Origin of the sequence: Pseudomonas halotolerans (assembly GCF_039581215.1) — a bacterium.
In the GTDB taxonomy this organism is placed as follows: domain Bacteria; phylum Pseudomonadota; class Gammaproteobacteria; order Pseudomonadales; family Pseudomonadaceae; genus Aquipseudomonas; species Aquipseudomonas tehranensis.
Map to the genome: position 1 here is coordinate 97,927 of NZ_JBCNTJ010000006.1, position 12,252 is coordinate 110,178.

Sequence of the window (12,252 nt, forward strand, 5' to 3'; positions counted from 1 at the left end):
AGCGGATCGATGCGAGGCTCCTGCCTCGGCTTCGCGCCATCCTAACGCGCCCGTACCGTTTGATGCAGCCCCTTTGCAGTCATCGGGATAGACGGCTGCCCTCAAAGCCACTCTAATGAGCTTAGTGGCGAACTGATTGCCCTGCCGACAGTCGAAGCGGGTAACTTTTCGCCTTTCCCTGTTTCATGAAGGACGCCCATGTCGCTTTTCAAAACCCTTTGCGTGGCCGCTATTGCCCTGACCCTGGGCGCTTGCCAAAGCCTGTTCCAGCCCAACTACCGCGCGCCGCTGGAAACCACTCGCGATGCCTCGGAACAACTGCAACCCGGCTGCGCCAGCGCCGACTGCCCTCTGGTCAACATTGACACCCTGCGTTTTCCCGCCGAGCCAGCCCTGGACGGCATTATCGAGAAACGCTTGCTGCAAATGACCCGCACCACGCCGGACGCCCCGGTGGCGCCAACGCTGGCCGCCTACCGCGAGCAGTTTTTGCGCAGCGCCGCGCCGCGCAACAGCAGCTATTTGCAGGCCAAAGTACGCGAGCAACATGACGGCCTGGTGATCATCGAATTGTCCAGCTACCTGGACACCGGCGGTGCCCACGGCACGCCGGGGCGCGGTTTCATCAACTATTCGCGCCAGCAGCACAAGGTATTGACGCTGTCAGACATGCTGCTGCCGGGCCAGGAAGACGCGTTCTGGAAAGCCGCGCAGGTCGCCCACAACAGCTGGCTGATCAGCACCAAACTGGATCAGGAACCGGAGTTCGTGAAGCAGTGGCCGTTCCAGAAAACCCCGAACGTGGCGCTGACCTACGGTGGGGTGATCCTCAAGTACCAAGTGAGCACCATCGCGCCCTACGCCTTGGGCCACATCGAACTGAAGATCGCTTACCCACGCCTCAATGGCATCCTCAAGCCCGAGCTGTTCCCCGGCCGTAGCTGAACGCCCGACCCAACAGCAATTGCAGCAACCCTGCCAGAATCAGCGACGGCAGGGTTGCACCGACATCCGGATAGAGGTTGGCCAGTAGGTGGTAGGTGCTCACCCCGCCCAGCCAGGCCAACAGTGCCGGCCAGCACAACGCCGCTGACACAACCCGGTTACCGCGCTTGCGCAGGATGAAGTGGTCCACCAGCACCACACCGAACAGCGGCGCGAACACCGAGCCGATCAGCAACAGGAAGTTCTGGTACTGCGCCAACGGTGCGAAGCAGGCGATCAAGGTGCAGATCACACCAATCGCCAAGGCCAGGTGCTCGACTTTCAACCCCGTCAGCATGCCGCTGGACACCGCCGCCGAGTGGATATCGGCAAAGGCATTTTCCGACTCGTCCAGCAAAATCAGCAGCAGTGGGATCCCCAGCCCGGCGCCCGCCAGGGCCAGAAGCAGCGCGTTCACTTCACCGCTCGGTGCGAACGCCAGGGTGTAGGCCACGCCCAGGCTCATCAGCCAGAAATTACCGATGAAGAACCCCAGCGCGGTGCCGCCGAAGACGTTTTTTGCGCGCTTACCGAAGCGCGAGTAGTCGGCAATCAGCGGCAACCACGACAGAGGCATGGCGATCGCAATGTCGAACCCAACGGCAAACGGCATCGAACCATCGCCCGCCCGCACCCACAACGCACCCAGATCAGCCTTGGCGAATAGGTTCCAGGTCAGCCAGATGCATGCTGCCAGCAACAGCCAGATGCCCCACTTGCGCAGGACCTTACGTACGAACGTCAGCGGCCCACTCACCGCCAGCAGGGTCGCCAGGGCGCCGAAAAACAACGTCCACAGCAGCGGGTTCGACCCCAGGCTCCCCTCGCTGAAGGCCCGGGCGCCGAGCAGGCTGGCGGCGTCACGCATGACGATGATTTCGAAGGAGCCCCAGCCGATCAACTGCAGCAGGTTCAACACCGCCGGCACGCTCGCGCCCTTGCCGCCGAGGCTGAGCTTGAGGGCGGCCATGGCCGACAGGCCGGTGTCGCTGCCGATTACGCCGACGGCCGCCAGTAGCAGGACGCCCACCAGCGTGCCGAGAAAAATCGCCAGTAACGAACCACTCAGGCCCAGACCCGGTGCGAGCAAGGCGCCGACCTGCAAGACCATCAGGCCGATGCCGAGGGAGAACCACAGGGAAAACAGATCGCGGGCGCCGAAGACGCGTTTGTCCAGGGGCACGGCGGTGTCGGGGGAGTAGGTGCTGGGTTGGATGTTCAAGGGTTGTTATCTCAGAGGGATATTTGTTGTTCTAACGATTGCCTTCGCGAGCAAGCCCGCTCCCACAATGGACCTGCTGTGAACACAAAAGCTGCGTACACCAACGATCGACTGTGGGAGCGGGCTTGCTCGCGAAGGCGGTAGTGAGATCACCACCGCCCTCAGCTCAGATCACACTTTCTTGTAAAGCTGACTACCTTCCTGCTTGAACCGCTCAGCCTGTTCCGCCAAACCCTGGGCGACATCGACATCCACCGCTTCAATGCGCTGGTTGGCCGCGTACTCGCGCACTTCCTGGGTGATTTTCATCGAGCAGAACTTCGGCCCGCACATCGAACAGAAATGCGCGACCTTGGCCGAGTCTTTCGGCAGGGTTTCGTCGTGGTACGAGCGGGCGGTGTCCGGGTCCAGGCCGAGGTTGAACTGGTCTTCCCAGCGGAACTCGAAACGCGCCTTGCTCAAGGCGTTGTCGCGAATTTGCGCGCCTGGGTGACCTTTGGCCAAGTCGGCCGCGTGGGCGGCGATCTTGTAGGTGATGATCCCGGTCTTCACGTCATCCTTGTTCGGCAGCCCCAAGTGTTCCTTCGGGGTTACGTAGCAGAGCATGGCGCAACCGAACCAACCGATCATCGCCGCACCGATGCCGGAGGTGATGTGGTCGTAGCCCGGGGCGATGTCGGTGGTCAGCGGGCCGAGGGTGTAGAACGGCGCCTCGTCGCAGCACTCCAGCTGCTTGTCCATGTTCTCTTTGATCAGCTGCATCGGCACATGGCCCGGGCCTTCGATCATGCACTGCACGTCATGCTTCCAGGCGATCTTGGTCAGCTCGCCGAGGGTTTCCAGCTCACCGAACTGCGCTTCGTCGTTGGCGTCGGCAATCGAACCCGGACGCAGGCCATCGCCCAGCGAGAAGCTGACGTCGTAGGCCTTCATGATTTCGCAGATGTCTTCGAAGTGGGTGTAGAGGAAGTTCTCTTTGTGGTGCGCCAGGCACCACTTGGCCATGATCGAACCGCCACGACTGACGATGCCGGTGACGCGCTTGGCGGTCAGCGGCACGTAGCGCAGCAGCACGCCGGCATGGATGGTGAAGTAGTCGACGCCCTGCTCGGCCTGTTCGATCAGCGTGTCGCGGAACAGCTCCCAGGTCAGGTCTTCGGCCGCGCCGCCGACTTTTTCCAGGGCCTGGTAGATCGGCACGGTGCCAATCGGCACCGGCGAGTTGCGGATGATCCATTCGCGGGTTTCATGGATGTGCTTGCCGGTGGACAGGTCCATGACCGTATCCGAACCCCAGCGGATGCCCCAGGTCAGTTTCGCCACTTCTTCTTCGATGGACGAACCCAGCGCACTGTTACCAATGTTGCCGTTGATCTTCACCAAGAAGTTACGGCCGATGATCATCGGTTCCAGTTCGGTGTGGTTGATGTTGGCCGGAATGATCGCGCGACCCCGGGCGATTTCATCACGCACGAACTCCGGGGTGATGACTTTCGGCACACTGGCACCAAAGCTGTGGCCGGCGTGCTGCTGGTCGAGCAAGCCGGCGGCGCGGGCCACTTCCAGCTTCATGTTTTCGCGGATGGCGACGTATTCCATCTCGGCGGTAATGATGCCTTTGCGCGCGTAGTGCATCTGGCTGACGTTGGCGCCCGGCTTGGCGCGACGCGGATTGTTCACGTGGGCGAAGCGCAGTTTGGTCAGTTCGGGATCGGCCAGGCGTTCCTGGCCGAAGTTGGAGCTCAGGCCGGCCAGGCGCTCGGTGTCGCCACGGCTTTCGATCCACGAAGAACGCACATCGGCCAGGCCTTTACGCACGTCGATGATCACGTTCGGGTCGGTGTAAGGACCCGAGGTGTCGTACACCACCACCGGCGCGTTGATTTCACCGCCAAAATCGGTGGGGGTCACGTCGAGGCTGATTTCGCGCATGGGCACGCGAATATCCGGGCGGCTGCCCTGGACATAGATTTTTTGCGAGCGAGTAAAGGGCTGAACCGATTGCTCATCGACCTTGGCCGAATCACTGAGGTTGGTCGCGTTTTTTGATTTTGTCGTCATCACGGGCTCTCCAGACACACATCCAGGCAGTGGATTTTTGTCGGAGCGAACCTGTAACGAATGGACGCACCCTTGCACGACTGTGCGGATGCTGTGCTCGATGCTCGAGGATGTTCGAAGATCGAAAGTCGATTGTCGAACAACATCCCGGACGAAGCACAAGAGGACTCGCCGGGTGACGAGAAATCTTGTTCCCTACGCAGGCGCTAACCTGATCAGGTTCAACGGGATCCGAAATTATTCGATCTCAGCCTCATAGCAAGGCACCCCGACAAGAACCCGGCCAGTCTAGACACAACCACGACAGAACGCCATCGCGACGGCAAAAGGCGTGATGAATGGCGCATATACAGGATTGTTGCCATGGGCCTGCGCAACTACACTCGCTACGCCGCGCCTCTTGTGCGCACTCATCCGTGAAATAGGGATCGCCTCATGTTGCGCAAACTCTCACTGGCCCTTGCCGTGTCTTGTGCGTCCAATGGAATGGCCTGGGCTGCCGAAGCCCCTGTGACCACCAAAACCGACCTGGTGAGCGTGTATCAGGAGGCGGTGGACAACAACGCCGACCTGGCCGCCGCCCGTGCCCAGTATGGTGCCCAGAAAGAAGTGGTGCCCCAGGCGCGTGCCGGGTTGCTGCCCAACCTGTCGGCCGGTGCCGACCTGAACAACACCCGCACCGAGCTCGACGAGCCCGCCATGACCGCCACCCGTAGTGGCACGGTCTACCAGGCCACGCTGTCCCAGCCGATTTTCCGTGCCGATCGCTGGTTTCAGTTCCAGGCGGCCAAGTCGGTCAACGAACAAGCGTCGCTGCAACTCTCGGCCACTGAACAGAACATGATCCTGCAAAGCGCCGAGAGCTATTTCAACGTGCTGCGCAGCCAGGACAACCTGGCCTCGACCAAGGCCGAGGAAGCGGCGTTCAAGCGCCAGCTCGACCAGTCCAACGAGCGCTTCGACGTGGGCCTGTCGGACAAGACCGATGTGCTGCAATCCCAGGCCAGCTACGACACCGCGCGGGCCAACCGGATCCTGGCCCAGCGTCAGGTCGACGACGCCTTCGAAGCCCTGATCACCCTGACCAACCGTCAGTACAACTCGCTCCAGGGCATCGTCCATACGTTGCCGATCCTGCCGCCGACGCCGAACGATGCCAAGGCCTGGGTCGACACCGCGGCCAAACAGAATCTCAACCTGTTGGCCAGCAACTACGCCGTCGATGCCGCCGAAGACACCCTGCGCCAACGCAAGGCCGGCCACGCGCCCACCCTCGATGCCATTGCCCAGTACAAAAAAGGCGACAACGACGGCCTCGGCTTTACCAACCCCAGCCCGACCGGTCAGCGTTACGGCGGTGATGCCGAGCAACGCACCATCGGCCTGCAATTGAGCATCCCGATCTACAGTGGCGGGTTGACCAGCTCTCAGGTGCGCGAATCCTATTCGCAACTGACCCAGACCGAGCAGCAGCGTGAGGCCCTGCGCCGGCAGGTGGTGGAGAACACCCGCAACCTGCACCGGGCGGTGAATACCGACGTGGAACAGGTCCAGGCTCGTCGCCAGTCCATCATCTCCAACCAGAGCGCAGTGGAAGCCACGGAGATCGGCTACCAGGTGGGCACGCGTAACATCGTCGATGTACTCGATGCCCAGCGCCAGCTGTACACCTCGGTGCGCAACTACAACAACGCCCGCTACGACTACATCCTCGACAACCTGCGGCTCAAGCAGGCAGCGGGTACTTTGAGCCCGTCGGATCTGCAAGACCTGTCACGCTATCTCAAACCCGACTACAACCCGGACAAGGACTTCCTGCCACCGGACCTGGCGCAGGCAGCGGCGGAGCAACTGCGCTCGCGGCCGGCGCAGTAGTCCAGAGATATCGCTTGCAACAGTAAACTTTTGTGGCGAGGGGATTTATCCCCGCTGGGGTGCGAAGCGCCCCCAATTCGAACTGCCTGACACACTGTGCTAGCAGGTTTTGGGGCTGCTTCGCAGCCCATCGGGGATAAATCCCCTCGCCACAGATGCATCCTCTTGCACAGGGCAAAGATCACCGCCCAGCGAGCAACCGCCCCAACCCCTCCAGCAACCGCTGCAACGCGCCCTGATTGGTGCGCATCACCTTCAAGCCCGCCTCGGCCATGCGCTGGGCATCGCGGGGCAGTTCGAACAGGCGTTGTACCGCCAGGGCCAGGCTTTCGGCGTCTTCGACTTCCGCCAACGCCCCTGCAGCCCGCAGTTGCGCGGCGATTTCGAGGAAATTGAACAGATGCGGCCCGCTGAGCACCGGCTTGGCCAGTGCCGCCGGCTCCAGCAGGTTATGGCCGCCGTTGGGTACCAGACTGCCGCCGACAAAAGCGCTGTCGGCCAGCGCGTAGAGAAACAACAGTTCGCCCATGGTATCGCCCAGCAGCACCGACGTCTGGGCAGTGACGGGCTGTGCGCTGGAACGCCGGACCGTGGCGAAACCTTCGCTTTCACACAATTGATGCACTGAATCGAAACGCTCGGGATGACGCGGCACCAGGATCAGCAACGCATCAGGATAACTGGCGAGCAACCGACGGTGGGCGGCCAGCACCACCTCATCTTCGCCTTCATGGGTACTGGCGGCGATCCACACCGGGCGTTCCGTGGCTTGCCACTCATGGCGCAAGGCGCTGGCGCTTTCCAGCAGCTGCGGGTCGATGGTCAGGTCGAACTTGATCGAACCGGTGACCTCGACGGTTTGCGCCCGGGCACCCAACTGCAGAAAACGCTCAGCCTCGGCTTCGGTCTGGACAGCGAACAGGCTCATCTCGGCGAGCATCGGCCGGGTGAGTTTGGGTAAACGTGCATAACCGCGTGCAGAACGCTGCGACAGTCGCGCATTGGCCAAGGCAACAGGAATGCCGCGCTTGGCGCATTGATGAATGTGGTTGGGCCACAACTCGGTTTCCATGATCACCGCCAGCACCGGGCGAACTCGATCCAGGAAACGGTTGGCCGCGCAGGGCAAGTCGTAGGGCAAATAGCAATGCTGGATGCGCGGCTCGTTGGCGAACAACGCCTGGATCCGCTCGGAACCGGTGGGTGTCATGCAGGTGACCGTGATCGGCAACTGTGGATAACGTTGCAGCAAGGCGCGGATCATCGGCGCGGCGGCAATGCTCTCGCCCACCGATACCGCGTGGACCCAGACGCCTCCTGGCACCATCACCGGCAAGCCCCAGGAAAAACGCTCGCCGATGCGCCGCGCGTAGGCCGGCGCCTTGCGGGCCCGCAACCAGAGCCGAATCGCTACCAGTGGCAGCCCCAGATAAAACAATGCGCTATAGAGAGTTCTGTTCATGGCGGCGGAGTTTATCGTTTTTTCAGCCGATCGCCTGCAACTGCACGGCAAAACGTTCCGCCAGCCAGCGTGCGGCCGGGCCCAAAGGCTCGTCGCGGCGCCAGACCAGCTCCACCACCAGGGCCGGCGGAGTCCACTCGCTTTTGAGTTCAACCATATCCCCCAGGTAGGCCGGGTACTGCACCACATGCCGTGGCAGCCACGCCCAGCCCAGGCCGCTTCTCAGCCATTCGGCCAAGACGTAGAAGCTGTCGGCGCGCCAGACCTGCGGGCTGGCCTGTTCACTCCCAGGGTAGACACTGGACTGGGTCGCCATGAGCAATTGCCGATGCCGGGCCATTTCCAGGCAGGTCACGTAACCATGGTTCGCCAGTGGATGGCCCCTGCCGCAGACCGTGACCATCTCGACGCTGCCCAGCACCCGGCGCTCCAGCGCTTCGGGGATCTGGTCGTGATAAAACAACAACCCCAGGTCAGCGCGGCGCTCCACCAGCTTGCGCGCCACATCACCCTGCGCGGCGCTGGCCAGTTGCACCTCGAGGGTCGGGAACCGCTCGGCCAGGGCCGCCAGGCTGTCGATGACCGGCTGATAGGGCATCGCTTCATCCTGAGCCAGGCGCAGCAGCGCCTCTTGACCGCGCATCAGGGCCAGGGCCCGGCCATTGAGACGCTCACACTGGCGCAGCACTTCCCGCGCCTCTTCCAACAAGGCCTCGCCGGCTTCGGTGAGCTTCGGCTGACGGCCACTGCTGCGCTCGAACAGCGTCACGCCCAGGTCGGCTTCCAACAACGCAATCGCGCTGCTAATGGCCGATTGAGCCTTGCGCTGGTCCCGCGCCACGGCGGAAAACGAACGTTTCTCGGCAACCCCGACAAACAGCCGCAGTTGATCCAGATTCCACTGAACACTCATGGCGCAACCTATCTCCAATACCGATAGGTAATGACTTTACCGCATCTGACACCCCTCTAAAATGTCGACATCGAGTGACGCACCATTCAAGAGGATCTTCACCCATGAACGCTTACTACTACCTGGCCATCGCCATCTGCGCCGAAGTGATCGCCACCGTGTCGATGAAAGCGATCAAAGGCTTGAGCACACCCCTGCCCCTGCTGCTGGTCATCGCCGGCTACGGCATCGCATTCTGGATGTTGACCCTGGTGGTGCGCACCGTTCCGGTGGGCGTGGCGTATGCGGTCTGGGCCGGGATGGGGATCGTCATGGTCAGCGTGGCGGCGCTGTTCATCTACGGGCAAAAGCTGGACGTGCCGGCGATGCTGGGGATGGCGTTGATTGTGTTGGGGGTGGTGGTGATTCAGCTGTTTTCCAAGACTGCCGGGCACTGAAAACACACTGATCATTAATTGGAATACCTTTGTGGCGAGGGAGCTTGCTCCCGCTGGGTTGCGCAGCAACCCCATTTTTATGGGCGCTTCGCACCCAAGCGGGAGCAAGCTCCCTCGCCACAAAAGCTTTCCTTGCAGGTTGCCGATGTTGATCGTCAACAAATCCCATCCCCATCGAGTCTGTATACTGCGCCCTCGTATTGAATACTGAGGTCGCTGCATGCCATCCGTTATTTCCACCGACGTTCTGATTGTCGGCGCCGGAGTCGCCGGCCTCTGGCTGAATGCGCGCCTGCGCCGCCAGGGCTTTTCGACTGTATTGGTGGAAAGCGCCAGCCTCGGCGGCGGGCAGAGCCTCAAATCCCAAGGCATTATCCACGGCGGCGCCAAGTACGCCTTGCACGGCGCGCTCACCGGCGCCTCGGAAGCCATTGCCGACATGCCGCGCCGCTGGCGCGAAGCCCTGAGCGGCGAGGGCGAACTGGATCTGTCAGGCGTGCGCCTGCTGTCCGACGCTCATTACCTCTGGTCTCCCGGTACGCTGGCCGGCAACCTCACCAGCTTCTTTGCCAGCAAGGCCGTGCGTGGGCGGGTCGATCAGGTCAAGGGCGAGCAACTGCCGCCGGCCCTGCAAGACAAGCGCTTCAAGGGCAAGGTCTATCGCCTGGCCGAACTGGTGGTGGATGTGCCCAGCCTGATCGCACGCCTGGCGGAACTGGCCGACGACAGCTTGCTGGCCGGGCAACACATCGAACCGCTGCGCGAAGGTGACGAGCTGGTAGGCCTGAAGGTGGATGGCCGCGAGATTCGCGCCCAGCGTATTGTCCTCAGCGCTGGGGCCGGCACCGCCGACCTGCTCAAGGCCCTGGGCCTGGACCAACCCGCCATGCAGCGCCGGCCGTTGCATATGGTGCTGGTCAAGGGCCCGAGCCTCAAGCCGCTCTACGCCCACTGCCTGGGCGGCGGCCCCAAACCACGGGTCACCGTGACCACCCATCCGGCCGCTGACGGCCAATGGGTCTGGTACCTGGGTGGCGATCTCGCTGAAGGCGACGCCGTGGCTCGCGAACCGGCCGTGCAGATCGCCACCGCCCAGAAAGAACTTGGCCAACTGCTGCCCTGGGTCGACCTCAGCACCGCACAATGGGCCACGTTGCGGGTCGATCGCGCCGAACCGCTGCAATCGGGCCTGACCCGCCCGGACAACGCCTTTCTCGCCGAGCAGGATCGCCTGCTGGTGGGCTGGCCGACCAAACTGGCCCTGGCCCCGGACTTTGCCGATCGGGTGATCGCCACACTGCAACGTGATGGCATCGCCCCCAGCCATCCGGCGCCATTGCCGGACCTGCCGAAACCGCCCATGGGCGTCCCGGCCTGGGAGCAACTGCTGCCATGAGCCAACCGACCCTGCACGACTTGCATCGCCCGCTGGGCAATAACGGCCCGCGGGTTTCACCCCTGGGCCTGGGCACCGTCAAGCTCGGCCGCGACCAGGGGGTCAAATACCCCAACGGTTTCCAGATTCCCGATGACGACGACGCGCGGATGCTGCTCAAACTGGCGCGTGACCTGGGCATCAACCTGATCGACACCGCGCCGGCCTATGGCCGCAGTGAAGAACGCCTGGGCCCCTTGTTGCGCGGCCAGCGCCAGGATTGGGTGATTGTCAGCAAGGTCGGCGAAGAATTCAGTGACGGCCAGTCGCACCACGATTTCAGTGCCGCCCACACCCGATTTTCGGTGGAACGCAGCCTCAAGCGCCTGGAAACGGACTACATCGACATGGTGCTGGTGCACTCCGACGGCAATGACCTGGCGATTCTCAACGACAGCGAGGTCTACCCGACCCTGGCGGCGCTCAAGCGCGAGGGCAAGATCGGCGGCTTCGGTTTTTCCGGCAAAACCGTCGAGGGCGGTCTGCAAGCGCTAGAGCAAGGCGATTGCGCGATGGTCACCTACAATCTGAACGAACGAAACGAGAAGACGGTCATTGACTACGCAGCCTTGCATGGCAAGGCGATTCTGGTGAAGAAAGCCTTGGCCAGCGGTCACGTCTGCCTGAACCCTGGCGTGGACCCGGTTCGGGCCAGCTTCGAACTGTTGTTTGAGCATCCCGGTGTCGCCAGTGCTATTGTCGGCACCATCAATCCGCTGCACCTCGCCCATAACGTCGCGACCGTTGCCAAGGTCCTTCGTAGAAACTGACGCCGCCCTGCGCGGCCTTAAGGAAGGAGCCGACATGCCGCGTACGCTCATCAGAAAAAACCCCAGCGACTTCAAGACCCTGCCCCTGTTCGTCGAAGCGACACCCGAAGGCCTGACTTACCAGAGCGTCGGGATGCCATTGAATTTTTCCCAGACACTGCAAAGGCGTCGGCCGGTGACGGTGGACGACGCCGAGCGTTTTTCCCTGGAACTGGCAAACCTGGGCGTCTCGGTGCGCCTCACCCTGCACTGGCAGAATCGCGACTATTGGGTGCTGGTACGCCAGCGCCGACAGGACCGTGGCGATGTGGTGCTCAAGCTGATTTCCGGTTATGTCCCGGCCCATGAGCTGAACCTGCCGCTGCTCACCGCCATCAGCGAAATTGCCGAAGAATGTCTGCTGGAAACCCCCGAGGGCTGGCTGGGCGGGCGTTTCAATGACACCTGGTTGCCGGCGCCCTACGCCAGCGCCCTGCATTATCGGGAAGCCTTGCCGTTTCGCCTGACGCCGCTGTCCGGCTCGGCCCGCCCGGTGCGCAGTGCCAACCTGCAACTGATCGAGCGGCCACGGGCCTACGTGCACCTGCCCACGGCTTCGCTGCAACTGATTTACGATTTGCGCCTGGATGTGCCCAAGGAAGCCAAATCCCTGAGCCTGTTCCATGTGGATGAGCGACTGGAGGGCGACCAACTGGTGGCGCGCCTGGACCGCAAGCGACCCGATCTTTATCTGATGCCGCTACAGGACGGTCAGCCCTTGCCCGAGCTGTACACCTTGAAAAAGGATCAACTGTACCCGGCCAGCACCCGTGGGTTGTACCTGGCGGAGAGTTTCGCCAGGCAGGACGGCTGGCTGGTACGAGACGAGCGCATTCGCTGGAAGGATTGGCTGCGCCAGCAGGGGCTGACGCCACCGGGCAAGGAGTCGGGGCTGACCCGATTGAGGGGCAAGGCCCGGCAGTTGCTCAAAAAGATCGTGCCGCGCAAAGTGGCGCGTTAGGCCAGAGCCGATTTTCTAGCTGGACCATGGGGGCCCTGTGGGAGCGAGCTTGCTCGCGATCGAGGTGTGTCAGCCACCTTGAGGCTGACTGAT

The 12,252-nt window shown here is 62.4% G+C and carries 10 protein-coding genes and 1 riboswitch; of the genes, 6 read left to right on the forward strand and 4 right to left on the reverse strand.

Annotated features, from left to right (window positions below):
* Positions 1-198 precede the first annotated feature (198 nt).
* Complete coding sequence (locus tag AAIS01_RS10565; protein WP_343468913.1) at positions 199-945, forward strand: DUF3298 domain-containing protein; 747 nt, start codon at positions 199-201, stop codon at positions 943-945.
* Here the strand turns inward: AAIS01_RS10565 and cytX are convergent.
* Complete coding sequence (gene cytX, locus AAIS01_RS10570; protein ID WP_343468914.1) at positions 914-2,206, reverse strand: putative hydroxymethylpyrimidine transporter CytX; 1,293 nt, start codon at positions 2,204-2,206, stop codon at positions 914-916. The genes AAIS01_RS10565 and cytX overlap by 32 nt on opposite strands.
* Positions 2,207-2,377: 171 nt before the next feature.
* The gene (gene thiC, locus AAIS01_RS10575; protein ID WP_092395700.1) at positions 2,378-4,267 is read right to left on the reverse strand and encodes a phosphomethylpyrimidine synthase ThiC; all 1,890 of its coding nucleotides are present in this window, start codon (positions 4,265-4,267) and stop codon (positions 2,378-2,380) included.
* A 175-nt stretch (positions 4,268-4,442) separates the two neighbouring features.
* A riboswitch (TPP riboswitch) is annotated at positions 4,443-4,548 on the reverse strand.
* A 154-nt stretch (positions 4,549-4,702) separates the two neighbouring features.
* Here thiC and AAIS01_RS10580 point away from each other — a divergent pair.
* Positions 4,703-6,142 (forward strand): TolC family outer membrane protein, encoded by a 1,440-nt coding sequence (locus tag AAIS01_RS10580; RefSeq protein ID WP_092395698.1) that lies wholly within the window; start codon positions 4,703-4,705, stop codon positions 6,140-6,142.
* 181 nt (positions 6,143-6,323) lie between these two features.
* On the opposite strand, the gene waaA is transcribed toward AAIS01_RS10580, so the two are convergent.
* On the reverse strand, positions 6,324-7,604 hold the full coding sequence (waaA, locus tag AAIS01_RS10585; RefSeq protein ID WP_343468915.1) for a lipid IV(A) 3-deoxy-D-manno-octulosonic acid transferase: 1,281 nt from the start codon (positions 7,602-7,604) through the stop codon (positions 6,324-6,326).
* A 22-nt stretch (positions 7,605-7,626) separates the two neighbouring features.
* A complete protein-coding gene (locus tag AAIS01_RS10590; RefSeq protein WP_343468916.1) occupies positions 7,627-8,517 on the reverse strand; it encodes a LysR family transcriptional regulator in 891 nt (296 codons plus the stop codon).
* A 104-nt stretch (positions 8,518-8,621) separates the two neighbouring features.
* On the opposite strand from AAIS01_RS10590, the gene AAIS01_RS10595 reads away from it, so the two are divergent.
* From AAIS01_RS10595 to AAIS01_RS10610, 4 genes are all read left to right on the forward strand, one after another.
* Positions 8,622-8,954, forward strand: a complete 333-nt coding sequence (locus AAIS01_RS10595; protein WP_047225891.1) for a DMT family transporter — start codon at positions 8,622-8,624, stop codon at positions 8,952-8,954.
* Between the two features lie 220 nt (positions 8,955-9,174).
* Positions 9,175-10,350 (forward strand): NAD(P)/FAD-dependent oxidoreductase, encoded by a 1,176-nt coding sequence (locus AAIS01_RS10600; RefSeq protein ID WP_343468917.1) that lies wholly within the window; start codon positions 9,175-9,177, stop codon positions 10,348-10,350.
* Positions 10,347-11,159 (forward strand): aldo/keto reductase, encoded by an 813-nt coding sequence (locus tag AAIS01_RS10605; protein ID WP_092452423.1) that lies wholly within the window; start codon positions 10,347-10,349, stop codon positions 11,157-11,159. Before AAIS01_RS10600 ends, AAIS01_RS10605 begins: the two co-directional genes overlap by 4 nt.
* 34 nt (positions 11,160-11,193) lie before the next feature.
* A complete protein-coding gene (locus AAIS01_RS10610) occupies positions 11,194-12,159 on the forward strand; it encodes a metal ABC transporter ATPase (RefSeq protein WP_092395688.1) in 966 nt (321 codons plus the stop codon).
* Positions 12,160-12,252 lie beyond the last annotated feature (93 nt).

Bases quoted from the DNA above. Each gene is read 5' to 3' on its own strand.
- AAIS01_RS10565 (WP_343468913.1), top strand. From the start codon at position 199: ATGTCGCTTTTCAAAACCCTTTGCGTGGCCGCTATTGCCCTGACCCTG.
- thiC (WP_092395700.1), bottom strand. From the start codon at position 4,267: ATGACGACAAAATCAAAAAACGCGACCAACCTCAGTGATTCGGCCAAG.
- AAIS01_RS10580 (WP_092395698.1), top strand. From the start codon at position 4,703: ATGTTGCGCAAACTCTCACTGGCCCTTGCCGTGTCTTGTGCGTCCAAT.
- waaA (WP_343468915.1), bottom strand. From the start codon at position 7,604: ATGAACAGAACTCTCTATAGCGCATTGTTTTATCTGGGGCTGCCACTG.
- AAIS01_RS10590 (WP_343468916.1), bottom strand. From the start codon at position 8,517: ATGAGTGTTCAGTGGAATCTGGATCAACTGCGGCTGTTTGTCGGGGTT.
- AAIS01_RS10595 (WP_047225891.1), top strand. From the start codon at position 8,622: ATGAACGCTTACTACTACCTGGCCATCGCCATCTGCGCCGAAGTGATC.
- AAIS01_RS10600 (WP_343468917.1), top strand. From the start codon at position 9,175: ATGCCATCCGTTATTTCCACCGACGTTCTGATTGTCGGCGCCGGAGTC.
- AAIS01_RS10605 (WP_092452423.1), top strand. From the start codon at position 10,347: ATGAGCCAACCGACCCTGCACGACTTGCATCGCCCGCTGGGCAATAAC.
- AAIS01_RS10610 (WP_092395688.1), top strand. From the start codon at position 11,194: ATGCCGCGTACGCTCATCAGAAAAAACCCCAGCGACTTCAAGACCCTG.